The sequence below is a fragment of the Kribbella sp. CWNU-51 genome (assembly GCF_054073265.1).
The window spans coordinates 600448-624644 of the sequence record NZ_JBSXMZ010000007.1; the positions used below are offsets into that span (position 1 = coordinate 600448).

General features: G+C 69.1%; 23 protein-coding genes. 9 read left to right on the forward strand and 14 right to left on the reverse strand.

Annotated elements, in window-relative coordinates; genetic code table 11:
• Positions 1 to 97 precede the first annotated feature (97 nt).
• On the reverse strand, positions 98 to 1753 hold the full coding sequence (hutU, locus tag ACXC9Q_RS11280) for a urocanate hydratase (RefSeq protein WP_457056418.1): 1656 nt from the start codon (positions 1751 to 1753) through the stop codon (positions 98 to 100).
• 16 nt (positions 1754 to 1769) lie between these two features.
• A complete protein-coding gene (hutH, locus tag ACXC9Q_RS11285) occupies positions 1770 to 3317 on the reverse strand; it encodes a histidine ammonia-lyase (protein ID WP_457056419.1) in 1548 nt (515 codons plus the stop codon).
• A gap of 104 nt (positions 3318 to 3421) precedes the next feature.
• Here hutH and ACXC9Q_RS11290 point away from each other — a divergent pair, with 104 nt between their 5' ends.
• From ACXC9Q_RS11290 to ACXC9Q_RS11300, 3 genes are read left to right on the forward strand one after another with little or no spacing between them, the layout of a single operon-like run.
• Positions 3422 to 4318, forward strand: coding sequence for an N-acetyltransferase family protein (locus ACXC9Q_RS11290; protein WP_457056420.1), 897 nt, complete (start codon positions 3422 to 3424; stop codon positions 4316 to 4318).
• A complete protein-coding gene (locus ACXC9Q_RS11295; protein ID WP_329482789.1) occupies positions 4315 to 4506 on the forward strand; it encodes a hypothetical protein in 192 nt (63 codons plus the stop codon). The genes ACXC9Q_RS11290 and ACXC9Q_RS11295 overlap by 4 nt, the downstream gene beginning before the upstream one ends.
• A 24-nt stretch (positions 4507 to 4530) precedes the next feature.
• On the forward strand, positions 4531 to 5289 hold the full coding sequence (locus tag ACXC9Q_RS11300) for an IclR family transcriptional regulator (protein ID WP_457056421.1): 759 nt from the start codon (positions 4531 to 4533) through the stop codon (positions 5287 to 5289).
• A gap of 55 nt (positions 5290 to 5344) precedes the next feature.
• On the opposite strand, the gene rpsN is transcribed toward ACXC9Q_RS11300, so the two are convergent.
• Both rpsN and rpmG read right to left on the reverse strand, forming a co-directional pair.
• On the reverse strand, positions 5345 to 5650 hold the full coding sequence (gene rpsN, locus ACXC9Q_RS11305; RefSeq protein ID WP_457056422.1) for a 30S ribosomal protein S14: 306 nt from the start codon (positions 5648 to 5650) through the stop codon (positions 5345 to 5347).
• A 6-nt stretch (positions 5651 to 5656) separates the two neighbouring features.
• Positions 5657 to 5824, reverse strand: a complete 168-nt coding sequence (rpmG, locus tag ACXC9Q_RS11310) for a 50S ribosomal protein L33 (protein WP_328524517.1) — start codon at positions 5822 to 5824, stop codon at positions 5657 to 5659.
• A gap of 124 nt (positions 5825 to 5948) precedes the next feature.
• Between rpmG and ACXC9Q_RS11315 the strand changes: the two genes are divergently transcribed.
• From ACXC9Q_RS11315 to ACXC9Q_RS11325, 3 genes are all read left to right on the forward strand, one after another.
• Positions 5949 to 7043 (forward strand): CobW family GTP-binding protein, encoded by a 1095-nt coding sequence (locus tag ACXC9Q_RS11315; protein ID WP_457056423.1) that lies wholly within the window; start codon positions 5949 to 5951, stop codon positions 7041 to 7043.
• Positions 7040 to 7285, forward strand: coding sequence for a type B 50S ribosomal protein L31 (locus ACXC9Q_RS11320; protein ID WP_328524519.1), 246 nt, complete (start codon positions 7040 to 7042; stop codon positions 7283 to 7285). Before ACXC9Q_RS11315 ends, ACXC9Q_RS11320 begins: the two co-directional genes overlap by 4 nt.
• A 243-nt stretch (positions 7286 to 7528) precedes the next feature.
• Entirely contained in the window at positions 7529 to 8950 is a 1422-nt protein-coding gene (locus tag ACXC9Q_RS11325; RefSeq protein WP_457056424.1) for an aromatic amino acid ammonia-lyase, read from the forward strand.
• Here ACXC9Q_RS11325 and ACXC9Q_RS11330 read toward each other — a convergent pair.
• A complete protein-coding gene (locus ACXC9Q_RS11330) occupies positions 8947 to 9789 on the reverse strand; it encodes a hypothetical protein (protein WP_457056425.1) in 843 nt (280 codons plus the stop codon). The genes ACXC9Q_RS11325 and ACXC9Q_RS11330 overlap by 4 nt on opposite strands.
• Positions 9790 to 9933: 144 nt before the next feature.
• Here ACXC9Q_RS11330 and ACXC9Q_RS11335 point away from each other — a divergent pair, with 144 nt between their 5' ends.
• Positions 9934 to 11766, forward strand: coding sequence for an APC family permease (locus ACXC9Q_RS11335; RefSeq protein WP_457056426.1), 1833 nt, complete (start codon positions 9934 to 9936; stop codon positions 11764 to 11766).
• 117 nt (positions 11767 to 11883) lie between these two features.
• Here the strand turns inward: ACXC9Q_RS11335 and ACXC9Q_RS11340 are convergent, their stop codons facing one another.
• The 6 genes from ACXC9Q_RS11340 to kdpF form a co-directional block, all read right to left on the reverse strand.
• Entirely contained in the window at positions 11884 to 12561 is a 678-nt protein-coding gene (locus ACXC9Q_RS11340; RefSeq protein WP_457056427.1) for a response regulator, read from the reverse strand.
• A 115-nt stretch (positions 12562 to 12676) separates the two neighbouring features.
• On the reverse strand, positions 12677 to 15289 hold the full coding sequence (locus ACXC9Q_RS11345) for a DUF4118 domain-containing protein (RefSeq protein WP_457056428.1): 2613 nt from the start codon (positions 15287 to 15289) through the stop codon (positions 12677 to 12679).
• A 97-nt stretch (positions 15290 to 15386) separates the two neighbouring features.
• Positions 15387 to 16019 (reverse strand): K(+)-transporting ATPase subunit C, encoded by a 633-nt coding sequence (gene kdpC, locus ACXC9Q_RS11350; RefSeq protein ID WP_457056429.1) that lies wholly within the window; start codon positions 16017 to 16019, stop codon positions 15387 to 15389.
• 13 nt (positions 16020 to 16032) lie between these two features.
• Positions 16033 to 18069 carry a potassium-transporting ATPase subunit KdpB gene (gene kdpB / locus ACXC9Q_RS11355; protein WP_457056768.1) on the reverse strand — a complete coding sequence of 679 codons (2037 nt, stop codon included), beginning with the start codon at positions 18067 to 18069 and terminating at the stop codon, positions 16033 to 16035.
• A gap of 50 nt (positions 18070 to 18119) precedes the next feature.
• Positions 18120 to 19781, reverse strand: coding sequence for a potassium-transporting ATPase subunit KdpA (gene kdpA, locus ACXC9Q_RS11360; protein ID WP_457056430.1), 1662 nt, complete (start codon positions 19779 to 19781; stop codon positions 18120 to 18122).
• Positions 19781 to 19870: a K(+)-transporting ATPase subunit F gene (kdpF, locus tag ACXC9Q_RS11365; protein WP_328524526.1), complete on the reverse strand. Its 90-nt coding sequence runs from the start codon at positions 19868 to 19870 to the stop codon at positions 19781 to 19783. The genes kdpA and kdpF overlap by 1 nt, the downstream gene beginning before the upstream one ends.
• 303 nt (positions 19871 to 20173) lie before the next feature.
• On the opposite strand from kdpF, the gene ACXC9Q_RS11370 reads away from it, so the two are divergent.
• Positions 20174 to 20785, forward strand: a complete 612-nt coding sequence (locus tag ACXC9Q_RS11370; RefSeq protein ID WP_457056769.1) for a hypothetical protein — start codon at positions 20174 to 20176, stop codon at positions 20783 to 20785.
• Here ACXC9Q_RS11370 and ACXC9Q_RS11375 read toward each other — a convergent pair.
• Both ACXC9Q_RS11375 and ACXC9Q_RS11380 read right to left on the reverse strand, forming a co-directional pair.
• The gene (locus tag ACXC9Q_RS11375; RefSeq protein ID WP_457056431.1) at positions 20782 to 21591 is read right to left on the reverse strand and encodes a PhzF family phenazine biosynthesis protein; all 810 of its coding nucleotides are present in this window, start codon (positions 21589 to 21591) and stop codon (positions 20782 to 20784) included. The genes ACXC9Q_RS11370 and ACXC9Q_RS11375 overlap by 4 nt on opposite strands.
• Before the next feature lie 62 nt (positions 21592 to 21653).
• Positions 21654 to 22070 carry a RidA family protein gene (locus ACXC9Q_RS11380; RefSeq protein ID WP_457056432.1) on the reverse strand — a complete coding sequence of 139 codons (417 nt, stop codon included), beginning with the start codon at positions 22068 to 22070 and terminating at the stop codon, positions 21654 to 21656.
• A gap of 112 nt (positions 22071 to 22182) precedes the next feature.
• Here ACXC9Q_RS11380 and ACXC9Q_RS11385 point away from each other — a divergent pair, with 112 nt between their 5' ends.
• Positions 22183 to 23286 carry a TIGR03118 family protein gene (locus ACXC9Q_RS11385; RefSeq protein ID WP_457056433.1) on the forward strand — a complete coding sequence of 368 codons (1104 nt, stop codon included), beginning with the start codon at positions 22183 to 22185 and terminating at the stop codon, positions 23284 to 23286.
• Position 23287: 1 nt separating this feature from the next.
• Here the strand turns inward: ACXC9Q_RS11385 and ACXC9Q_RS11390 are convergent, their stop codons facing one another.
• Complete coding sequence (locus ACXC9Q_RS11390; protein WP_457056434.1) at positions 23288 to 24163, reverse strand: GNAT family N-acetyltransferase; 876 nt, start codon at positions 24161 to 24163, stop codon at positions 23288 to 23290.
• Positions 24164 to 24197 lie beyond the last annotated feature (34 nt).

Sequence of the window (24197 nt, forward strand, 5' to 3'; positions counted from 1 at the left end):
GTTTCTCGATCCCCGAGAAAGTGCACCATAGCGGTAGGCATTGCTACGGTCGCACTGTGCTATCTCCAGCCCCGCCGCACCGCCCCGGTCAGGGGAGTCAGCTCTCCCGCATCGGGATCCGGACCCCTCGTTCGTCGGCGACCTCTACTGCCTTGTCGTAGCCGGCGTCGACGTGCCGGATGACACCCATCGCCGGGTCGTTGGTGAGGACCCGCTCCAGCTTCCGCCGGGCCAGATCGGTGCCATCGGCAACCGATACCTGACCGGCGTGGATGGACCGGCCGATGCCGACGCCGCCGCCGTGGTGGATCGACACCCAGGACGCGCCGCTGGCCACGTTCACCATTGCGTTCAGCAACGGCCAGTCCGCGATCGCGTCCGAGCCGTCCAGCATGCCTTCGGTCTCCCGGTACGGCGACGCGACGCTGCCGGTGTCCAGGTGGTCCCGGCCGATCACGATCGGCGCCTCGAGCTCACCGGAGGCGACCATGTCGTTGAACCGCACCCCGGCCTTGTCCCGCTCGCCCTGGCCCAGCCAGCAGATCCTTGCCGGCAGCCCCTGGAACGCGACCCGCTCGCCGGCCAGCGTGATCCAGCGCCGCAGGTGCTCGTTGTCTCCGAACAGGTCCAGGATCGCCTGGTCGGTCTTCGCGATGTCAGCCGGGTTGCCGGACAGCGCGGCCCACCGGAACGGGCCCTTTCCCTCACAGAACAAGGGCCTGATGTACGCCGGCACGAAGCCGGGGAACTCGAACGCACGGGAGTACCCGGCCTTGCGGGCCTCGTCGCGGATCGAGTTGCCGTAGTCGAACACCTCGGCGCCCGCGTCCTGGAAGCCGACCATCGCGGCGACGTGCCTGGCCATCGAGGCCTGCGCGCGCTCGGTGAAGCCGGCCGGGTCCTTCTCGCGGGCGGTGGTCCAGTCGTCGAAGTCGATGCCCACCGGCAGATACATCAGCGGGTCGTGCGCGGAGGTCTGGTCGGTGACGATATCGATCGGCGCACCCAGCTGCAGCAGCTCCGGCACGACCACCGCGGCGTTGCCCAGGACACCGATCGACAGCGGCCGCCGCGCCTTCTTGGCCTCGTCGGCCAGCCGCAGCGCGTCGTCCAGTGACTTGGCGCGGACATCGAGATACCGGTGCTCGATCCGGCGGTCGATCCGGCTGGAGTCGACGTCGATGCAGATCGCGACGCCGTCGTTCATCGTGACGGCCAGCGGCTGCGCGCCGCCCATGCCACCGAGGCCCGCGGTCAGCGTGACGGTGCCCGCCAGCGATCCGCCGAACTTCTTCTCCGCGACCGCGCCGAACGTCTCGTAGGTGCCCTGCAGGATGCCCTGCGTGCCGATGTAGATCCACGAGCCGGCCGTCATCTGGCCGTACATGGTCAGACCCATCGCCTCGAGCTTGCGGAACTCCTCCCAGGTGGCCCAGTCGCCGACCAGGTTCGAGTTCGCGATCAGTACGCGCGGCGCCCACTCGTGGGTCTGCATGACGCCGACCGGCTTGCCGGACTGCACCAGCATGGTCTCGTCGTCCTTCAGCGTGGTCAGCGTCCGGACCATCGCGTCGAACGAGTTCCAGTCTCGCGCCGCCTTGCCGGAACCGCCGTACACGACCAGTTCGTCGGGGTGCTCGGCGACCTCGGGGTCGAGGTTGTTCTGCAGCATCCGCAGTGCGGCCTCCTGCTGCCAGCCGCGGGCGGTCAGGGTGGTACCGCGGGGCGCGCGGACAGGACGGGGTCCGGACATGGGTGATCCAGCCTTTCTAGGACAGTGGGCCGGTGACGGCCTCGGCTGCGGACAGGTAGGTGCCGTCGGCAACAAGCCGGACGGAGTGCTCGAGCTCGGGGGCGAGATGCCGGTCGGTGCCCGGCCCCTCGACGTACTCCCGGAGGGCGGCCCGGACGGCGGCGGTGGCCGGCGCCGGGGTCAGTGGCGCGCGCAGGTCCAGCGCCCGCGCGGCGGTCAGGATCTCGATCGCGAGCACCCGCTGGAGCCCGTCGATCGACTTGCGCAGCTTCCGGGCGGCCGACCAGCCCATCGAGACGTGGTCCTCCTGCATCGCGCTGCTCGGGATCGAGTCCACACTGGCCGGTACGGCGAGCCGCTTCAGCTCGGACACGATCGCGGCCTGCGTGTACTGCGCGATCATGTGACCGCTGTCGACACCGGGATCGTCGGCCAGGAAGGCGTTCAGCCCGTGGTTGCGCGCGACGTCGAGGAAGCGGTCGGTACGGCGTTCGCTGATGCTGGCGACATCCGCAACGGCGATCGCGAGGAAGTCGAGCACGTAGCCGATCGGAGCGCCGTGGAAGTTGCCGTTGGACTCGACCCGTCCGTCGGGGAGGACGACCGGGTTGTCGATCGCGGCGGCCAACTCATATCCCGCGACGGTGGCCGCGTGGGCGGCGGTGTCGCGCGCGGCGCCGTGCACCTGCGGTGAGCAGCGCAAGGAGTAGGCGTCCTGGACGCGGTTGCAGTCCGGCCCGCGATGGCTGGCGACGATCCCACTGTCGGCGAGGATCGTGCGAAGGTTGCTGGCGGCGCGAGCCTGGCCGGGCTGCGGACGAAGGGCCTGCAGGTCCGCGGCGAAGACGCGGTCGGTGGCGAGCTGCCCTTCGACGCTCATCGCGGCGGCGATGTCGGCGGTCTTGAAGAGGCGATCGAGGTCGGCGAGCGCGAGCACCAGCATGCCGAGCATGCCGTCGGTGCCGTTGATCAGCGCGAGGCCTTCCTTCTCGGCCAGCACGACCGGGGTCAGTCCGTGGGTGGGCAGCGCGTCGCGGGCGTCGAGAAGGTTGCCCTCGGCATCTCTCACGGGACCTTCGCCCATCACGGCGAGCGCGACGTGGGCCAGCGGTGCGAGGTCACCGGAGCAGCCGAGGCTGCCGTACTCGTGGACCACCGGAGTCAGGTGCGCATTGAGCAGACCGGCGTACGCCTGGGCCGTCTCGACCTTCACGCCGGTGCGGCCGGTGGCGAGGGTCGACAGTCGCAGCAGGGCGAGCGCCCGTACCACTTCTGTCTCCACCTCGGGGCCGGAGCCGGCCGCGTGCGACCGGACCAGGCTGCGCTGCAACTGGGCACGCAACTCGGGCGCGATGTGCCGGGTCGCGAGCGCGCCGAAGCCGGTCGAGACACCGTAGTGCGGGGTGTCCGCGTGGGCCAGGGCCTCGATCGCGGCGCGTGACTTCGCGATCTCCTCGAGGGCCAGGTCGTCGATCTCCACCCGGGCTCCGTGCCGTGCCACCGCGACCACGTCGGCCGGTGTCAACGGCCCGACGCCGACGGTTACCTTGCTGGTCTCTTCCACTCGAACATTGCACCGCGCGGCACCCGCAACCGACAGCAGCGCCGTGCACTTTCTGTCTCGGATCTGAGACATCTGTGAACCCTCAGCCGCCTTAGAGTTCAGGAATGGTGTTCGAGATCCGGACGGCGGCCCCGGAGGATGCGGCCGGAATCGCCCGGCTCTGGGCTGTCACGATGCCGCAACTGGTGATGACGGCCCGCGGTGTCGAAGCCGGACTTCGCCGTGCGAAGAGCCGCGTCGTCCTGGTCGCGGTCGACGGCCCGGAGGTGGTCGGCTACGCGAACATCTATCTGCCCGACCCGGCGGAGCAGGCACCGCGGGTACGGATCACCGTCCACGTGGCGCCCGCGTTGCGGCGGCTCGGGATCGGGAGCGCGCTGCTCGAGCAGGTCACTGCGCGCGCCGCCGAAGCCGGCGCAGCACGATTGCTGGTCGTGGTCGGCGATGACGACGAGTCGAAGGGATTCGCGACCCGGCGTGGCTTCACCATCGGCCGCCGGATGAGCCATTCGAAGGCGGAGCTGAGCGCGGCCCGCGAGCCGGTCGCGGCACCGTCCGGGCTTCGCATTGCCGACTACGAGCAGGTGGATCCGCGGCAGCTCTACCTGGCCGAGGCCGCCGTGCGCGACGACGACCCCAGTGGTCTGTCGGGCGGTCCGGCGTACGACGAGTGGCTGGAAAGTTCTTGGAACCATCCGGACCTGCGGCGCGATCTCAGTATCGCGGTGCTCGACGGCGAGACCGTGTTGTCCTTTGTGACGACGACTGCAGACCCGGAGCGAAGCATGATCTGGTCGAACCTGACGGGGACGATCCCGTCGGCCCGTGGACGTGGGCTGGCGAAGGTGGTGAAGTCGCACGCGCTGGCGCGGGCCCGGGATGCCGGGTTCCGCATCGCATCCACCGGGAACGACGCTGGGAACGCGCCGATGCTCGCGGTGAACGAGTGGCTCGGGTACCGCGTGTCGTCGGGCGCCTGGACGGCGGAGAAGGCGCTGTGATCCGGTTCGCGCTGACGCTGGTGTTCTTCGGCGTCCTGTCCCTGGTCGTCGGATCGCTGGTGTCCGGCGACGACTATTTCGACTGGGGCGTCGCGGGCGGGCTGTTCGCACTGGCCGCGGCGGGCGAGTGTCTGCGCCTGTGGTTGAAGCGGGGCCGCGCCAAGAAGCGGCAATCGTCCGGAATCTGAGACCTGGGCGGTTACCCTGCCGTTGTGAGCGGCAACGTTCCCGCCTCGACCCGCACTCTGCGGGTGCTGACGTTCCTGGCCACGCAGCCCGGACCGGTACCGATGGAGCGCATCGCGTCCGCGGTCGGCCTGCCGCGCTCGTCGACGTACCACTTGCTGCGGGCAATGATCGACGAGGGCTTCGTCGTCCACCTGCCCGAGGAGAAGCGGTACGGGTTGGGGGTGGCCGCGTTCGAGATCGGCTCCGCCTATCTGCGGCACGACCCGCTCGAGCGGCTGGCGCGGCCGTTGCTCGTCCAGCTGGTCGCGGAGGTCGGGCAGACCGCGCATCTCGGCGTACTGCATGGTCGTGAGCTCGTCTATCTGCTGAAAGAGCAGCCGCCTCGCCCGGTCACGCTGGTCACCGACGTCGGCGTACGGCTCCCCGCCACCCTCACCGCGTCCGGCCGTGCGCTCCTGGCCGAGCTCCCAGCGGCCCAGGTCCGTGCGCTCTTCCCCACCCCGGAGAGCTTCGTACGACGCACCGACTACGGACCGCAGACCCTCACCCAACTCCGCCGCCTCCTGGCGGACGAGAAACGCCAGGGCTTCGCGGTCGAGGACTCCTTCATCACCCCCGGCGTCGCGTCCGTCGCCAGCGCTGCCCTCGACCACGCCGGCCACCCGGCCGCCGCCATCAGCGTCACTTTCCGCACCGACGCCGTACCCCCACCCGACCGCCACCTCCTGGCCCACCGCATCCGCCAAGCCGCCACGGCCCTGACCCGCCGCCTCCACGGCTGAACCGCGCGCACGACTCCCCCGAGGCCTGGTGGGCTTCGGGGGAGTTGTGGGGGTGTTACCAGGAAGACTTGGTGATGCCGGGGAGCTCGCCTCGGTGGGCCATGGCGCGGAACCGGATGCGGGAGATGCCGGCCTTGCGGAGGTAGCCGCGGGGGCGGCCGTCGGCGGCGTCGCGGTTGCAGATCCGGATCGGACTGGCGTCGCGCGGCAGCTTCTGCAGCTTCAGCTGCGCGTCACCGCGGGCCTCGAAGGTCGACTGCGGGTCCGCGATGATCCGCTTCAGCTCCGCGCGGCGGCCGGCGTACAGAGCGACAATCCGCTTGCGCTGGTCGTTCTTGGCGATCTTGCTGGTCTTCGCCACGCAGGCTTACCGCTCTTCGCGGAAGTCGACGTGCTGGCGGACCGACGGGTCGTACTTGCGCATCACGAGCCGGTCGGGATTGTTCCGCCGGTTCTTGCGCGTTACATAGGTGAAGCCGGTGCCCGCCGTGCTGCGGAGCTTCACGATCGGGCGGAGGTCGTTGCGCTTGGCCATACTGTCCTTTCCTGGATCACCTGGCGGGTGACCCTCGCTCAGGAGAACACCGGTGGGGTGGCGGCTATTCCGGTTCGGAGGGTACCTTGTATTGGCTATCGTTTTCAATAAGACAGGAGTGCGGATGCTGCCGGTGACCTTGCTGACGGGTGTCGACGATGGGTTCCGTGGCGCGGTCGCCGGGAACACTCTGGCCGCCGCCGGGCCGGCCGGCGTCCTGATCGAGTACGACGTCAGCGGGCTGACCGAGGGCTCCGTCGTACGGATCGCCCGCACCGCCACCGGCGTGATCGACCGCGAGGTGATCCGGATGGCCCACCCGTGCGCCTCCTGCGCGATGCGCGGCTCTCTGGTCGAGTTGCTGCTGAGCATCGCAGCCGTCGAGCAGTACGACGTCGCGATCGTGGACCTGCCGTCCGCCGGCGACACCCAGGCCCTGGCCGAGGAGATCGCCCAGGACGGCGCCGGCGAGCTCCGGGTGGATGCAGTTGTCGCGACGGTCGACACGGGCAGCGTCATCGACGACCTGACCGGCGACCAGTTGATCCAGGATCGCGGTGTTCCGACCGCCGCCGAGGACGGCCGGGCCATCGCCGAGGTGGTCGCGCGCCAACTGGAGTACGCGAACGCGGCAGTCCTCAGCAGCGACGACGACACCGTCCGCGCACTCGCGCGGGCGATCAATCCGCAGCTGCTCGTCCGGACCACGCCGGCCGGGCTCATCGGCGTACGCCTGCAAGCTCCGGACGCGACCGAGCCGGGGTCGATCACGGCTCCGCAGGACGACGGGCCGGTGCGGACGCTCGTCTGGCAGTCAGACCGGCCGTTCCACCCCGAGCGGCTGTACGACGCGTTGGAGGATCTGGTCGCGGGTACGGCGCGCGGGCGGGGGACGCTGTGGATCGCGACCCAGCACCGCAATCGGCTCAGCTGGGACAGCTTCGGCACCAACATCGCGCTCGGCGTCCTCGGTCCGTGGCTGGCCGATCTGCCGGCCGACCGCTGGTCCACGGTCGGGCAGCAGCATCAGGCCCGCTCGGCCCTCGAGTGGCACCCCGAGTACGGCGATCGCGCGTCGTACCTGTCCATCACCGGGGTCGGCCTGGATGTCCGGGAATTACGGGAGCGCCTCGATGGTTGTGTCCTTCGTGCGGATGAACCGGTCCACCCCCTGACCGATCCGTTCGCCCCCTACTTGGAAGGAAGTACCGCAGCATGAAGAACGCCATTCACCCCGACTACCGCCGGGTCGTCTTCCGGGACAAGTCCGGCAACTTCAGCTTCCTCACCGGGTCGACGCGCGAGAGCAACGAGACCATCGAGTGGCACGACGGGAACACCTACCCGGTCGTCGACGTCGAGATCTCGTCCGCCAGCCACCCGTTCTACACGGGCCAGCAGCGCGTGATGGACACCCAGGGCCGCGTGGAGAAGTTCAAGAAGCGCTACGGCCAGAAGTAACCCTTGGCCTTTCCAGCCCGTCGCCTCGACCGAGGCGGCGGGCTTTCTGTTGGGCGATGTGTGCAGCGCGACAGGACGTGTCCCTCGGAAAGCGCCTGCCGAGCGGCGGCCTGAGCGTGGCTGGGTGCCGGCGGGGCGATGACGTCCTGTCGACCTGCACACCGTGGCCGAAGATCTCGGATCCGAGACGGTGGGCGGGCGGGGGTGCTAGGTGGGGGCCGTGGCGGGGATCACACTGTGCGCATGGAACCGGTGGAGCTCACGGGTGGTGGGTTGACGCCGCTGGAAGCGGTCGCGCTCGGGCAGCGGCGGACGGCTGTGCGGTTGAGTGACGACGCCCGGAAGCGGATGCATGAGTCTGCCGTCGCCGTGGCCGAGGTCGCGCGGCATCGACCGGTGTACGGGCGGACCACCGGGGTCGGCGCCAACCGCGACGTACTCACGTCCGACCCCGAGCACGGCGCCCGGTTGCTCAGATCGCATTCCACCACCGGTACGACGTCGTACCCGAAGGACGTGGTCCGGCTCGGGCTGCTGATCCGGGTGAACCAGCTCGCGGCCGGCGGATCCGGACTCGAGCCCGCGGTCGCCGACGCGATCGTTGCCTTACTCAACGATGACGAGCTGCCAGACCTGCACCGCGGTGGCGCGATCGGGACCGGCGACCTCGGTGCGCTGGCCGAGCTCGGGCTCGCCCTCGGCGACGTCATCGACGGGACCAGCGCTCTCCCACTGCTGTCCAGCAACGCCATCACGCTGGCCGAATGCTGTCTCGCGTACGTCGAAGCCTGGACGCTGATCAACGTCGTACCGCTCGTCGGCGCCCTCTCGCACGTCGCCCTCCGCGGCAACGCCGAGGTGTACGACGTCCGAGTGCACGAGGCTCGTCCGCAGCCGGGGCAGGTCCGGGTCGCACGCCGGATGCGCGGACTTCTCGACGACCTGCAGCTGCCACCGGCCCGGATCCAGGATCCCTTCGGACTCAGGGCTTTCGCGCAGGTGCTCGGCCCGGCCGTCGACCATGTGGATGCCCTGGGCAACAGCATCCGGATCGACATCAACGCCTCGGCGGAGAACCCGCTCGTGGCCGGCAACACCGTGCTGCACAACGGCAACTGGCACGCGATGCCGATCGCGCTCGCCCTCGACTCGCTCCGGCTCAGCCTGCACAGCGTCGCGACCCTGTCGACGTCCCGGGTGGCGAACCTGGTCGACTCGGAGTACACAGGGCTCAGCCAGTTCCTGGCCAGCGGGGCCGCGGCGAGCTCCGGCGTGATGATGATTGAGTACGTCGCACACGACGCGCTGTCCGCGGTCCGATCGGCCGCGCAGCCGGCCACCCTTGGTACGGCGACCCTGTCCCGAGGAGCCGAGCACCACGCCAGCTTCGCGCCACAAGCCGCCGTACTGACTGCCAAGCTCCTGGACGACCTGCGTGAAGTCCTGGCGTGCGAGCTGGTCACAGCGGTGCGGGCGATCCGGCTGGCCGGGCTGACGCCTGAGGATCTCGCGCCGTCCGCCGTCGGGCCGTGGCTGGCGGATGCGTTCACCTCGCTGCCGGGTGATCTCGCCGACCGTTCGTTGCGGGAGGACCTGGAGATCGCCCGCGGTCTGATGACGCAGTGGGGCGACCGCCAGGTCGAGCATCCCGCCGAATCCGGTTAGATGCGGTTGTAGGCCTTGAGGGTGCGGAGTGCGCCGAGGGTGACGATGCCTCGGTACGCGAGGGTGGACGCGGGGCCCGGCGGCTCCCAGGTGATGGCCCAGCCGCCGTCGGGTTGCTGGTCGGCGAGCAGGCGGTCCAGGTGGGCTTCCAGTTGGGCGTCGCTGAAGAGCGGGCGCCAGAAGCTGTCCGGGGTGGGGGCGAAGGACAGCGGGGTGACGCCGTACGTCGGGTCCGCGGCGTCGGCCCGGAACCACTGCAGCTTGGGGAGCCAGTCGCGGACGCGATCGAGGTCGACGTCGTCGGTGTGCTCCAGGAACTCGAGAACCTCGTGCATCCCGTGGGCGTCCTCGGGGAAGCCCTTGGCCACTTCGGCGCTGCACCAGGCGCCCGCCTTCTCGCGCCACGGGTGCTCGAAGCCGAGTTTGTGCAGGCGGCCGACCAGGCCCGCGGTCGGGTTGAGGCCGGGCTGGTACGTCCATTCGCTGATGTGCTCGGCGCGGGGATAGTCCTCGACGGCCGGTGCGCACAGCGACACCGCGCCGTCCTGATTCGCCGTCAGGCCCAGCCAGTCGACGGCCCGGCGGATCATCAGGTCGTCTCGGGCTCCCGCCGCGAGCAAGGTGTCGAACGCGACCTCCACGTCGAGCGCGAGGCTGTCCGGGCACCGCTTGTCCGGCTCCAGGCCGTGACCGAAGCCGCCGTCGGCGTTCTGATAGCCGCGGAGCGCGTCGACCACGCCCTGCGGGTCGGCGTCCTCGAAGAGTGTGGCGAACAGCCGGCTCTCGAGCAGCCGGGCGTCCCGCCGTACGAAATCACGACCTGCGGTGAAGATGTCCATGGGTCCACCTTGGCGCAGATCGCACCGCACGTCTTGAACGAATCGGACACCGGCGTGAGGCGCGTGTTGAAGTTCGCGCGGGCGGCATGAGGATGCTGTGAGGATCGGGTGTCGAAGCCGGCCCCGGACCCGAGAGTGGGGGGCGTGAGTGTCTCCGCGGACGAACGGCATCGGCTCGGTGTGATCGGCGGCCTGGCGGCACTGTCGCTGGACGCGATGGCCTCGGTGGCCTACGGGCCGGAGGCGATCGTTCTGGTCCTCGCCCTCGGCGGGGCGAGCGCGATCGGGCTGACGCTGCCGGTGACACTCGCGATCTCGGGCCTGCTGCTCGTGCTGGTGCTCTCCTATCGGCAGGTGATCGCGGCCTTCCCGGACGGCGGTGGTTCGTACGGCGTCGCGAAGAAGTACCTCGGTCGGCGCGCCAGCCTCGTGGCCGGCGCGTCGCTGGTGATCGACTACGTGCTCAACGTCGCCGTGTCGGTCGCAGCCGGGGTCGCCGCGCTGACGTCCGCCGTACCAGGGCTGTATGGCTACCGGGTGTGGATCGCCCTCGCGGTGCTCGCCCTCGTGACCGCGGTGAACTTGAAGGGCGTGGCGCACAGCGCGCGGATGTTCATCGTGCCCACGGCCGTGTTCGTCGCGGCCATCCTGACGGTGATTCTGGCCGGTCTGCTCCGCGGCGAAGCCGCGGTCACCACCACGAGCGCGGAGCAGGCCGGTCAGATTCACGCCCTCGGGATTCTCCTGCTGCTGAAGGCCTTCGCGAACGGGTGCGCGGCACTGACCGGGGTCGAGGCGATCGCGAACGCCGTACCGAGCTTCCGCAAGCCGCGCGTGATCCGGGCCCAACGAGCCGAAGCGGCGCTGGGCGTTCTCCTGGCGACGATGCTGATCGGGCTTGCGGTGCTGATCAAGAAGTTCGAGATCAAGCCGGTCGAGGGGGTGACCGTGCTCTCGCAGCTCGCCGACGCGTCCCTCGGGCACGGTTTCGGGTACTACGTTGTGCAGTTCTCGACCGTGATCCTGCTGGCCCTGGCGGCCAACACGTCGTACGGCGGACTCCCGGTGCTCGCGCAGTTGCTGGCGAAGGACCACTACGTACCGCACGTCTTCAAGCTGCGAGGTCAGCGGCAGGTGTACCGCTACGGGATCGGGTTCCTGACGCTTGTCTCGGCGGTGCTACTGATCGGGGCGCGCGGCGACATGAACACGCTGGTGCCGCTGTTCGCGATCGGGGTGTTCGTCGGGTTCACGTTGTCGCAGGCCGGCATGGTCCGGCACTGGTGGCACGCGCGCCCGGCCGGGTGGCGGTTCAAGCTGGCCCTCAACGGCTTCGGCGCGATCCTCACCGGAGTGGCCGCGATCGTGGTCACGGCGTCGAAGTTCACCGACGGGGCGTGGCTGATCGCCATCGCGCTACCGGTCCTGGTGGTGGTGATGCAGGCCGTGCAGCGGAACTACCGGCGGATCGGTGACCGGCTCGAGCTCGGTCGTGTTCCGGATCGTCCCGAGGCCCGCCGGTCGCGTGTCGTCGTACCGGTGAACGGCGTGAGCAAGCTGACCCGGGACGCGCTCTCGGTGGCGTCCGGGCTCGGGCACGACGTGGTCGCCGTTCACGCGGTGAACGCGAGTGACCCGGACGACGTGCGCGCCTTCAACCGGCTGCTCACGGACTGGGAGCGCTGGAATCCCGCCGTACCGCTGGTCGCGCTGGCCGACGACCGCCGCCGGCTGACCGACCCGATCGTCCGGTACATCAAGCACACCGAGATCGAGACCGTCTTCGTGCTCATCCCCGAGGTCGAACCCGAGCACCTGTGGCAGCGCCTGCTGCAGAACCACCGCGGCGCCCTGCTCGCCCACGCCCTCCGCCGCGACACCAACGCGATCGTCTGCCGCCTCCGCTTCCGCATCCGCGCCAACGAGCCGGCCCTGGCCGACCCCACCCCGACCCTGGTCACCATCAGCCAGGGCTGACGGGCCGGCGCCGTACCGAAGAACAGGACGTAGTCGTCTCCGTAGATCGCACCGCGCGCCTGGGCGCACCTGGCGCAGGGGTCGCTGATCCCACTACGTCCTGTCGTTAGGTACGGATCAGGGCTCGAAGCGGTAACCCATGCCTGGTTCGGTGAGGAGGTGCTTGGGGCGGGCCGGGTCTTCTTCGAGTTTGCGGCGGAGCTGGCCCATGTAGAAGCGCAGGTTGCCGCTGGCGGTTTCGTAGCCGGGACCCCAGACCTCGGTCAGGAGCTGGCGTTGCGACATCAGCTTGCCGGGGTGGCGGATCAGGACCTCGAGCAGGTGCCACTCGGTCGGGGTGAGGCGGATGTCCTCGCCGGTCTCGAGAGTGACCCGCTTCGCCGACAGGTCGACGGTGGCGCCGCCGACCGTCACCACCGGCTGGTCCTGCGCGATGTTGCTGCGCCGCAGTACGGCGCGCATCCGCGCCAGCAACTCGTCGATCCCGAACGGCTTGGTCACGTAGTCGTCCGCGCCGGCGTCCAGCGCCTCGACCTTGTCGGTGCTGTCGGTGCGCCCGGACAGCACCAGGATCGGCGCCTCGGTCCAGCCGCGCAGGCCGCGGATCACGTCGACACCGTCGAAGTCCGGCAACCCCAGATCGAGGATCACCAGCTCCGGCGGGTGCTGCGCCGCCACCTTCAGGGCCGACGTACCGGTGCCGGCCAGATGCACCTCGTAGCCGCGCGCCTTCAGGTTGATCTGCAAAGCCCGGACGATCTGCGGTTCGTCGTCGATCACCAGGACCCTGGTCATGCGGCCTCCCGGCCTGGACTGAGGAGCGTAGGGAGCGAAGCGACTGGAGGGACGAGGGAAGGGCGGGAGTCGAAGCCGCACGACCCGCCGCGCCGGAGGCGTGGCATCAATACGGTCACTCTTGCACCTCCGACTGGGTCATTTCGGGTATCTCGGGCTGGGGTACTTCGGACCGTTCGCGGGCGCCGGGCACCGGCGCGTCGGCCGGTCGCAGGGTTGCGGTCGGTATCGCCACCACCATGGTCAACCCGCCGCCCGGGGTGTCCTCGGGCAGCAGCGTGCCGTGCATCGCCTCGGCCAGACCACGAGCCAGCGCCAGTCCGAGGCCGACGCCGACGGTGTTGTCGGTGTCGCCGAGCCGCTGGAACGGCGCGAACACGCGATCCCGGTCCTCGCGCGGGATCCCCGGTCCACGGTCGATCACCCGGATCTCGACGGTGTCGCCGAGCGCGCTGCCAGTAATCAGCGGCGGCCGTCCGGGCGGCGAGTAGCGAAGGGCGTTGGCCAGCAGGTTCGCGATCACGCGCTCCAGCAGCGCGGGGTCCGCCTCGACCAGCGGCAGCGTGTGCGGGATGTCTACCGTGACTTTGTCACTGTCGTCACCCAGCTCTGCCAGCACACCGGGCAGGATCTCGTCCAGAGCCATCGGCCGGGTGAATACGGGCAGGACCCCGGCCTGCAGGCGACTGAGGTCGAGCAGGTTGTCCACGAGTCGCGACAACCGGTCCAGCGACTCGTCTGCCGTCTCCAGCAGCTCCTCGCGCTCGGAATCGCTCCACTCCACATCGTCACTGCGCAGGCTGGTCACCGACGCCTTGGCCGACGCCAGCGGGGACCGGAGATCGTGGCTGACCGCGCGAAGAAGCGCCGTCCGCAGCTTGTCGGCTTCGGCCAGCGGCTTCGCCTCGGCGGCGGCCTCGCTCAGCCGGGCCCGGTCCACCAGCGCGGCCGCGTGCGCGGCGAACGCCCCGACCAGCCGCCGCTCGTCCGCGGCCAGCTGATGGCCTTGCAGAACGAGGACCAGGTCGTCGCGGGCCGGGACCTCGGCGTCGGCTTCCTCCGGTCGGCTGCACGTCAGCGTGCCGGCCGAGGCCACCGGCCGCCAGACCTCGGTCAGCTCGTCGTCGTCGACCCGCTCCATCAGGCAGGCCCCGGTCATCCCGAAGGCCTCGCGGACCCGTTCGAGCAGGGCGGGCAGGGCGGTCTCGCCACGCAGTACGGAGCCTGCCAGCGTCGCCAGCGTCTCGGATTCCGCGGCCGCACGGGCCGCCTGTCTGGTCCGACGGGCCGCCCGGTCGACGACCGAACTCACCATCGCCGCGACCAGCACGAAGATCGCCAGCGCGAGCGCGTTGTTCAGCTCGGCGATGGTGAACGTCCGGGTCGGCGGTGTGAAGAAGTAGTTCAGTACGACGGTGCCACCGATCGCGGTCAGCAACGCGGGCCAGAGGCCACCGACCAAAGCGACCACGACGACCGCCAGCAGGAACGCGAGCACGTTGCTGGTCAGGTTGAGGTTGTCCCCGCCCAGACCGAGGAGCAGCGCGAGCACCGGCGGCAGTACGACGGCCAGGATGAACCCCTGGACCTTGCGGCGCCTGGACAGGCTGCCCCGCAACCGCGGCAAACGGCCGCGACCCATCAGCGCGTGGGTGACGATGTGAACGTCGATATCACCAGAATCGCGGATCGTGCTCGACCCGATCCCGGGGCCGGTGATCAGCGACGACAGCCGGGACCTTCGCGAGCCACCGAGGACCAACTGGGTGGCGTTCTCGGCGCGGGCGAACGTCAGCAACGCGGCCGGGATGTCGTCACCTACCACCTGGTGATAGGTCCCACCGAGGCTCTCGACCAGCAGGCGCTGCTCGGCGAGGCGTTTCGGGTCGGCGCCGGTCAGACCGTCGGAGCGGGCGACGTGGACGGCGAGCAGGTCCCCGCCGGAAGAGCGGGCGGCGATGCGGGCGGCACGCCGGATCAGTGTCTCGCCTTCGGGGCCGCCGGTGAGTGCGACCACCACTCGTTCCCTGGCTTCCCAGGTCGAGTCGATGTCATGTTGGGCGCGGTACTGCTGCAGGCCGGCGTCCACCCGGTCGGCAAGCCAGAGCAACGCCAGTTCGCGCAGGGCGGACAGGTTGCCGACACGGAAGTAGTTGCCCAGGGCAGCATCGATCTTGTCCGCCGCGTAGACGTTGCCATGGGCCATCCGGCGACGCAGCGCCTCCGGGGTCATGTCGACCAGCTCGATCTGGTCGGCGGCCCGGACCACGCGGTCCGGGACGGTCTCCTGCTGCGGTACGCCGGTGATCTTCTCGACCACGTCGTTGATCGACTCTAGGTGCTGGATGTTGACCGCCGAGATCACGTCGATCCCGGCGGACAGCAGCTCCTCGATGTCCTGCCAGCGCTTCTCGTTCCGGCTGCCCGGCACGTTGGTGTGCGCCAGTTCGTCGACCAGCGCCACCTCCGGCCGCCGGGCCAGCACGGCGTCGATGTCCATCTCGGTGAAGCTCGCGCCGCGGTAGTCCAGGATCCGGCGGGGTATCACCTCGAGGCCCTGGAGCATCTCGGCGGTGTGCTCACGGCCGTGGGTCTCCACGAATCCGACCACCACATCGGTGCCCCGGGTCAGCCGTCGCTGACCCTCGCCCAGCATCTTGTAGGTCTTTCCCACGCCGGGCGCGGCACCGAGGTAGATCCGTAGATGCCCACGGCCGCTCCTACTCATCCACGTCCTCGCTTCGCTCCGGGCGCGGATGAGGCTCGAGTTGCCCTGTGCTTTCTGATGAACTCGCTTCGCTCGTTCATACCCCCATGCTCTCAGTTCAGCCCAGCGCCGCGAGAGCGTTGTTGAGCTTGACCACGTTGACGCGGGGTTCACCCAGGAAGCCCAGGGTGCGACCCTCCGTGTTCTCCTTCACCAGTTGCTGGACCTTGGCCACGTCCAGGCCACGCTCCCGCGCCACCCGGTTGACCTGCAGAGCGGCGTACGCCGGGCTGACGTGCGGGTCCAGACCGCTGCCGCTGGCCGTCACCGCGTCCGGCGGGACCTGCGACGGGTCGACACCCTCGAGCGCCGCGACAGCCTTGCGCCGCTCGTCGATCAGTGCGACCAGGTCGGCGTTGTTCGGCCCGTACTGCGAGGCCGCGCTGCCCATCGCGTCGTAGTCGACCGCGGACGGCCGGGTCTGGAACCACTTCGGGTCGGCGACCATGATCGCGTTGCCGTCGGAGTCCTTCTTGCCGCTGTCCTGGGTGTACGCCTGGCCGATCAGGTCGGAGGACGTGTCCTTGCCGTTGACCTGGACGATCGAGCCGTTCGCGTTGCCGTGGAACAGCACTTGGGAAACACCGGTCATCACCAGCGGGTACGCGATGCCGAGGATGACGGTGAGCACGAGCACTGCCCGGATCGCCACCCCGAACTGGCGGACCGAGCCGGGGAGATTGCTTGCCATGAACAACTACCTTTCACCGAAGACCGGGGATCAGGGAGATCACCAGGTCGAGGAGCTTGATGCCGATGAACGGGCTGATCAGGCCACCGACGCCGTAGATCAGCAGGTTGCGGCGCAGCATCGCCGACGCCGACGACGGCTTGTACCGGACACCCCGCAGCGCCAGCGGCACCAGGGCCACGATGACGAGCGCGTTGAACACGATGGCGGACACGATCGCCGACTCCGGCGAGTGCAGCCCCATGATGTTCAGCTTGTCCAGTCCCGGGTACGCCGCCGCGAACAGGGCGGGCAGGATGGCGAAGTACTTCGCCACGTCGTTGGCGATCGAGAACGTGGTCAGCGAACCGCGGGTGATCAGCAACTGCTTGCCGATCTCGACGATCTCGATCAGCTTGGTCGGGTTGGAGTCGAGGTCGACCATGTTGCCGGCCTCCTTGGCGGCCGACGTACCGGAGTTCATCGCCACGCCGACGTCGGCCTGCGCCAGCGCCGGGGCGTCGTTCGTCCCGTCACCGGTCATCGCGACCAGCCGGCCGCCCTCCTGCTCCTTCTTGATCAGCGCCATCTTGTCCTCGGGCGTCGCCTCGGCCAGGAAGTCGTCGACCCCGGCCTCCTCGGCGATCGCCTTCGCGGTCAGCTGGTTGTCACCGGTGATCATCACGGTCCGGATGCCCATCGCGCGCATCTGGTCGAACCGCTCCCGCATGCCTTCCTTCACGACGTCCTTGAGGTGGATCACGCCGAGCGGGCGCGCCTTCCCGTCGATGCTCTCGGCAACGACCAGCGGCGTACCGCCGGAGGCCGAGATGCCGTCGACGATGTCGCCGAGCTGCGGGTCGGTGGTGCCGCCGTGGTTCTGGATCCAGGCGTTCACCGCACCGGCCGCACCCTTGCGGACCTGCCGGTTGTCGAGGTCCACGCCGCTCATCCGGGTCTGCGCGGTGAACTGCACGAAGGTTGCGTGCGGCAACTCTCCGGTGTGCCGCTCGCGCAGTCCGTAGCCGGTCTTCGCCAGTACGACGATCGACCGGCCCTCCGGCGTCTCGTCGGCCAGGCTGGACAGCTGGGCCGCGTCGGCGAGCTCGGTGTCGGACACGCCCTGGACCGGGATGAACTCCGACGCCTGCCGGTTGCCCAGCGTGATGGTGCCGGTCTTGTCCAGCAGCAGGGTGTTCACGTCACCCGCGGCCTCGACCGCGCGGCCGGACATCGCCAGCACGTTGCGCTGCACCAGCCGGTCCATACCGGCGATGCCGATCGCGGACAGCAGCGCACCGATCGTGGTCGGGATCAGGCAGACCAGCAGGGCCACCAAGATCACGATGTTCAGGTTCGTGTGCGCGTAGTTCGCGAACGTCGGCAGCGTCACCGTGGCGATCAGGAACACGATGGTCAGGCTGGCCAGCAGGATGTTCAGCGCGATCTCGTTCGGCGTCTTCTGCCGCGACGCGCCCTCGACCAGGGCGATCATCCGGTCGATGAAGCTCTCACCGGGCTTGGTGGTGATCTTCACGACGATCCGGTCCGACAGCACCTTGGTGCCGCCGGTGACCGCACTGCGGTCGCCACCGGATTCCCGGATGACCGGGGCCGACTCGCCGGTGATGGCCGACTCGTCGACACTCGCCACGCCCTCGACGACGTCACCGTCGCCGGGGATGACCTGGCCGGCCTCGACGACCACCAGGTCGCCCAGCTGGAGCTGGGCCGCGGGGACCTGCTCCTCGCGGTCGCCGACCAGCCGCCGCGCGGTGGTCTCGGTCTTGGCCCGGCGCAGGGTCTCGGCCTGGGCCTTGCCCCGGCCCTCGGCGACCGCCTCCGCCAGGTTGGCGAAGATGACGGTCAGCCAGAGCCAGACCACGATCCACCAGACGAACACGCTCGAGTCGGTGAAGCCGAAGATCGTCGATGCGACCGCGCCCACCTCGACCACGAACATGACCGGGTTCTTCACCATCACCCGCGGGTCGAGCTTGCGCAGCGCGTCCGGCAGGGAGGTCCAGAGCATCCGTGGGTCGAACAGGCCCGACGGAGCTTTCTTCGCCACCGTCCCCGGGTCCTTCTTGGCACCGGGCGAGGGGGTCTTCACGAGCGTGGTCACAGTCCCTCCGCAAGAGGTCCGAGAGTAAGAGCGGGGAAATAGGTCAGGCCGGTCACGATCAGGACGACGCCGACGAGCATCGTCACGAACAGGGCCTTGTGGGTGGGCAGCGTGCCCTGCGTCACCGGCACCGGCTGCTGCTGGGCGAGCGAGCCGGCCAGGGCCAGCGCGAGCACGATCGGGACGAACCGGCCGAACAGCATCACCAGCCCGAGAGCGGTGTTGTAGAACGGGATGTTCGCACTGAGACCGCCGAATGCACTGCCGTTGTTGTTACCGGCCGACGTGAACGCGTACAGCACTTCCGAGAACCCGTGCGGGCTGTCGGTGTTGAAGATCGAGGCCCGCGCCACGGCCAGCCCCATCGCCAGCGACGCACCGACCAGTACGACGGCCGGCGTCGTGAGGATGTAGAGCGAGACCAGCTTCATCTCGCGAGCGGTGATCTTCTTCTTCAGGTACTCCGGCGTCCGGCCGACCATCAGGCCGGCGACGAACACCGCCAGGACGGCGAGGATGAGCATGCCGTACAGACCGGTTCCGGTACCGCCGGGTGACACTTCTCCCAGCATCATGTGGAACAGGACTGTGCCACCGCCCAAGGGCGTGAACGAGTCGTGCGCCGCGTTGACCGCGCCGGTCGACGTACCCGTGGTGGACGCCCCGAAGAGTGCGGAGGCCCATTCACCGAAGCGGGTTTCCTTGCCTTCCATCGCGGCCCCGGCGGCGTGCGACGCCGTACCGGCACCCTGGTTCTCGAAGAGCGTGGCGGCGAAGGTGAAGGCGCCCCAGAGGACGCCCATCACGCCGAGGATCGCGTAGCCCTGCTTCTTGTCCTTGACCATCAGGCCGAAGGTCCGGGTCAGGCTGACCGGGATGAGCAGCAGCAGGAAGATCTCGAACAGGTTCGACAGTGGGTTCGGGTTCTCGAACGGGTGGCCCGAGTTGGCGTTGTAGAAACCGCCACCGTTGGTGCCGAGCTCCTTGATGACCTCCTGGCTGGCCACCGGGCCGCCGGGGATGGTCTGGGTCGAGCCCACCACCGAGGTGACCTCGTGCCCACCGGAGAAGTTCTGCACGACGCCCATCGCGACCAGCACGAGCGTGCCGATGATGGCGATCGGCAGCAGGATCCGCAGCGACGTCCGGGTCAGGTCGACCCAGAAGTTGCCGAGCCGGTCGGTCTTGGCCCGGGAGAACCCGCGGATCAGGGCGATCGCGACGACGATACCGACGGCCGCGGACACGAAGTTCTGCACCGCGAGGCCGGCGAACTGGACCAGGTGGCCCATCGTCACCTCGGGCGAGTACGCCTGCCAGTTGGTGTTCGTCACGAAGGACGCGGCGGTGTTCCAGGCCAGGCCCGACTCCACGTTCGGCAGCCCGAGCGACAACGGCAGCCAGTGCTGCAGTCGCTGGAGCAGGTAGAGCAGGACCAGGCTGACCGCGGAGAAGGCGATCAGCGACCGGGCGTAGACGCCCCAGGTCTGATCGGCCTTCGCGTCGACGCCGAAGAGCTTGTACGTGACGCGCTCGACCGCCATGTCCTTCTCGGACGTGTAGACCCGGGCCATGTACCCGCCCAGCGGCCGGTAGACGGCGGCCAGCAGCACAAGCAAGAGGGCGACCTGCAAGAGGCCGGCTGCGGTGTCGGACATCAGAACCTCTCGGGGAAGATCAGGGCGGCGACCAAGTAGAGGATCAGGGCCGCGGCGACCACCAGGCCGGCGATGTTCTCGGCGCTCACAGCTTCTCCACTCCACGCAGCGCGAACCAGATGGCCGCGAACACGACGACGGTGACGACCAGATAGATGACGTCAGTCATGACGCCACCACCTCACGGCAAAAGTGCTCATGAGTTCACTGCACACCGCTCGCTGCCTGCTCAGGAGTGTTCTCACAGGCCTCTCACACCCGCTGACAGACCTCTCACAGGCTTCTCACAGGTAGCTCACTGCGGACAGAACTTCGCGAGAGCGCCACCAGTCCGCATACTTACGCGTGGCAATCACAGCTCACGGACAAGGGAAGAACACCTAGTGACCGACATGGACATCGCCCCCGCCGAGCAGTTCTTCTCCACGGAGACCCGGGATGCGCTCGCCGACGCGAGCCGCAAGCTCGCCGAGCGCCTCCAGGCCCACACCGAGGCCCTGCTCGCGATGACCGGCGACGAGGAGCAGGCCGCGCTCTACGAGCAGAACGCCGCGCTCGAGGAACTCGTCGAGGACTGGAACGACGCCGTCTTCGAGCACACCGGTACGGCGCCACTCCTGCTGGACGACGCGGTCGACGAGGAGGACGACGAGGACACCGAGCAGGACCAGGTGATCAGCGTCGTGTCGCGGTTCGACCTGCGCGTGATCGACCTGGACGCGCTGCTCGAGGCCGGCCGGGCCGCGCAGGAACGGCACCCGGCCGAGCTGGACGAGACCGTCGAGCAGGAGCCGGTCGACTCCGCCGAGCAGGCTATCTACGAGATCAGCCGCGAGGTCGGGGAGGCGTGGTTCGAGCTCCCCGGCATCGAGATGGTGGCCGGCGCCCGCGCGTACGTCGTACCGGAGCACCCGTTCGAGCCGCTGGACGCGGACGCCGAGGACGTCGTCACCGAACTCATCGCCCCGAACGGCGTGGCCACCCACGCCGAGACTTGGGCCTAGACCAGTAACTGACCGTCGAGTGTGGTGATCGCCTGGCCGCTCAGGTGGACGCGATCGCCGACGGTGGCGACGCGGACGACACCGCCTCGGGCGGACGCCTGGAATCCGACCAGTTCGTTCCGTCCGAGGCGCTCGGCCCAGTACGGCGCCAACGCGGTGTGCGCGCTGCCACAGACCGGGTCCTCCGGGATCCCGGCGGCCGGAGCGAAGAACCGCGACACGAAGTCGAAGCCGGAGTCCGCGGGGGCGGTCACGATCGTCCCCCGGTTCCGCTCGCGCTGATTGATCGCCTTCACCTGACCCAGGTCCGGCGCCAGCGCGCGGAGCGCCGACTCGTCGGGCAGGACCACGAACACGTCGGTCAGCGCGCCCGTGCTGTGCACACTGACCGGCTCGGCCCCGAGCGCCGCGATCAGACCCGCGGGCGCCTCCGACTCGACCGTTCGGTTGACCGGGAAGTCGAGGGTGATCCAGCCGTCGTCGACCGAAGCCGTCAGCACACCGCTCCGGGTGGAGAAGCCCACCTTGCCGCAGACCAGCCCGTCCGACAGCAGCGCGTGTGTCGTCGCCAGGGTCGCGTGACCACACAGGTCGACCTCGATCGTCGGCGTGAACCAGCGAAGCTCCCACTCCGCGTCACCACCCGGCGACGGCTTCACGAACGCAGTCTCGGCGTGCTGCAGCTCCGCCGCGACCGACTGCATCCAGGCGGCCTCGGGCCAGGCCCCGGCGGGCAGTACACAGACACCCGCTGGGTTCCCGGTGAAGGGACGATCGGCGAACGCGTCGACTACCCGGATTCTCATGCTCTTCACGCTAAGACGGCGTACGCACGCTTTCCATAGCCACTCGGCGCGCGGTGGACCGGTCAGGCCATGGCGACGGCGTCGATCTCGAGTAGCCAGTTCTCCGCGTAGATGTCGCAGATGATGACGGTGAGGGCCGGCACGTGCTGGCCGAGCACCTCCTCGCGGATCTTCGAGTTCAGCGCCCGGTACTGCCGGTCGGACAGGTACGTCGTCACCTTCACCAGGTTCCGGATCCCCATGCCGGCCTCGGCCAGCACCGACAGCACGTTCCGCCAGACCATCCGGCACTGTGCCTCGAACGTCTCCGGCACCCGGCCGTGCTCGTTGCCCCACGGCACCTGACCGCTGACGAACACCATCCGCTGGGCTCCGTCCACCTGGACGCCGTGCGCGTAGTTGCCGGTCGCCGGCGGCAGGATCTCCGGATTCAACGGCTCGATCGCAAGTCCTGACATGTACTCCCCCTCCCTACTCATCAGTGCATTCCCCACCCCGAGTTCTCCGCCATGTTTACCTTGCGGCGATTGAACCGCCTAGCCCGCCGGGCCGTATCCATGGTGTTCCACATCCAATGGAGGGGAAAGTGTCATGCCGCTTCTCGCGAAGGGCCGCCCACTCGCCATCACGACCGCGCTCATCGGCGGTCTCGCGCTGATCGCGCCGTCCACGGCCAGCGCCCACCAATCCCACCACCACGCACTCGCCGTACAGCAGGTCAACCTGGTCTCGGACCAGAAGGGCAAGGCCTCGCTGCAAGACCCCGACCTGGTCAACCCGTGGGGCCTGTCCCTCGGTGCGACCACCCCGCTGTGGTCGTCCAACAACGGTACGTCGTCCTCGACGCTGTACTCGTCCGCACCAGGCTCGACCACGGCGACCAAGGTGCCCACGGTCCGGGTGACGATGCCGGTGCCGACCGGGCAGGTCAACAACCCCGGCACCGGGTTCGTGCTCACCAACGGGACGGTGAGCGCGCCGGCCCGGTTCATCTTCGCCACCGAGACCGGACAGATCGCCGCCTGGGGTCCGCCCGTCAGCCCGCTGATCGGCGCGGCCGAGATCAAGGCCACGACTCCCGGCGCCAGCTACAAGGGCTTGGCGATCGCGACAACCAGAGCAGGGGATCGGTTGTACGCCGCCAACTTCACCCAGCGCCGGATCGACGTCTTCGACACCACGTTCACCCTGGTGAAGAAGCCGTGGTGGGCGTTCCGGGACCCCCACCTGCCGAAGGGGTACGGGCCGTTCAACGTGCAGACGCTCAACGGCCGGATCTTCGTCGCCTACGCCAAGGTGAACGCTAAGACCGGCGACGAGATCGCCGGCCGCGGACTCGGGTTCGTCGACGAGTTCACCGTGGACGGCAGGCTGATCACGCGGGTCGCATCGCGCGGCACGCTGAACGCTCCGTGGGGTCTCGCCTTCGCACCCGCTGCCTGGGGTGAGCCGGCCGGCACGCTCCTGGTCGGAAACTTCGGCGACGGCCGGATCAACATCTTCCATCCGAAGTCGCACGGCAGGTACGACTTCGCCGGTCAGGTCCGCAATAGCCACGGCAGGACCCTGGTGATCGACGGCCTCTGGGCGCTCCTCCAAGGCACGGCCACCACCGGCGGCACCGACTCCCTCTTCTTCTCCGCCGGACCGAACGACGAGACCCACGGCCTCCTCGGCGTACTCAGGAAGCCGTGAGCTAACGCAGCGACTTCTCGAACCAGTGGTGGGCGTAGGGCTCGGTGTTGAAGGCCGGCACCTCCCGATAGCCCGCGGCGCGGTACAGGGCGATCGCCTCGGTCAGGTTGCGGTTGGTTTCCAGCCGTACGGCGGGGGCACCGTGGGCGATCGCCTCGCGCTCGAGCTCGGTCAGCAACCGGCGCCCGAGCCCGAGGCCCCGCGCCTCGGGTGAGACCCACATCCGTTTGATCTCGGCCGGTTCGGCACCGTGCAGCTTCAACCCGCCGCAGCCGACCGGCTCGGTGTGGAGTGTTGCCATCAGCAACAATCCGGCGGGCAACGTCAACTCGGCGTTGTCCGCCGGGATGCTGCGGGTGTGATCGAATCCGGCGTCGAACCTCCGGCCGAGCTCGGCGAAGTACGACTGCACGCAGTACTGCGCCTCCGGCCGCCGCGGATCGACCACCCCGACGCGCACCATCGACGCGGTCAGCAACCGCGACACCTCGTCCATCGCCGCGACCAGCCGCTCCTGCTGCCGCGCACTCAACGGCTCCAGGATCGACACCGCCAGCTCGTCCGACCGCCGATCCAGCACCTCCCGCTCGGCGACACCCTCCTTCGTCAGCCGCGCGATCCGCACCCGCCCGTCGCCACCGCTCCGCTCGACCCGGACCAGCCCACTGCTCTCCAGCGATCGCAGCAGCCGGCTCAGATACCCCGAGTCCAGCTCAAGCCGGGCTCGCAGCGACCTGACATCACACCCGTCGAGCCCGATCTCCCACAACACCCGATCCAGCCCCAACGACCGTCCCCGAGCCAGATAGGCCTCCTGCAACGCCCCCACCCGCTGCGTAACCACCCGATTGAACCGCCTGACCCCACCAATCTCCATTCTCTGACTTTAGTCAGAGAATCCTCGACCAGTA

Coding starts and splice junctions, on each gene's coding strand:
- hutU (WP_457056418.1), bottom strand. CDS start 1,753: ATGTCCGGACCCCGTCCTGTCCGCGCGCCCCGCGGTACCACCCTGACC.
- ACXC9Q_RS11290 (WP_457056420.1), top strand. CDS start 3,422: ATGGTGTTCGAGATCCGGACGGCGGCCCCGGAGGATGCGGCCGGAATC.
- rpmG (WP_328524517.1), bottom strand. CDS start 5,824: ATGGCCAAGCGCAACGACCTCCGCCCGATCGTGAAGCTCCGCAGCACG.
- ACXC9Q_RS11315 (WP_457056423.1), top strand. CDS start 5,949: ATGCTGCCGGTGACCTTGCTGACGGGTGTCGACGATGGGTTCCGTGGC.
- ACXC9Q_RS11320 (WP_328524519.1), top strand. CDS start 7,040: ATGAAGAACGCCATTCACCCCGACTACCGCCGGGTCGTCTTCCGGGAC.
- ACXC9Q_RS11325 (WP_457056424.1), top strand. CDS start 7,529: ATGGAACCGGTGGAGCTCACGGGTGGTGGGTTGACGCCGCTGGAAGCG.
- ACXC9Q_RS11330 (WP_457056425.1), bottom strand. CDS start 9,789: ATGGACATCTTCACCGCAGGTCGTGATTTCGTACGGCGGGACGCCCGG.
- ACXC9Q_RS11340 (WP_457056427.1), bottom strand. CDS start 12,561: ATGACCAGGGTCCTGGTGATCGACGACGAACCGCAGATCGTCCGGGCT.
- ACXC9Q_RS11345 (WP_457056428.1), bottom strand. CDS start 15,289: ATGAGTAGGAGCGGCCGTGGGCATCTACGGATCTACCTCGGTGCCGCG.
- kdpC (WP_457056429.1), bottom strand. CDS start 16,019: ATGGCAAGCAATCTCCCCGGCTCGGTCCGCCAGTTCGGGGTGGCGATC.
- kdpA (WP_457056430.1), bottom strand. CDS start 19,781: ATGTCCGACACCGCAGCCGGCCTCTTGCAGGTCGCCCTCTTGCTTGTG.
- ACXC9Q_RS11370 (WP_457056769.1), top strand. CDS start 20,174: ATGGACATCGCCCCCGCCGAGCAGTTCTTCTCCACGGAGACCCGGGAT.
- ACXC9Q_RS11375 (WP_457056431.1), bottom strand. CDS start 21,591: ATGAGAATCCGGGTAGTCGACGCGTTCGCCGATCGTCCCTTCACCGGG.
- ACXC9Q_RS11380 (WP_457056432.1), bottom strand. CDS start 22,070: ATGAGTAGGGAGGGGGAGTACATGTCAGGACTTGCGATCGAGCCGTTG.
- ACXC9Q_RS11385 (WP_457056433.1), top strand. CDS start 22,183: ATGCCGCTTCTCGCGAAGGGCCGCCCACTCGCCATCACGACCGCGCTC.
- ACXC9Q_RS11390 (WP_457056434.1), bottom strand. CDS start 24,163: ATGGAGATTGGTGGGGTCAGGCGGTTCAATCGGGTGGTTACGCAGCGG.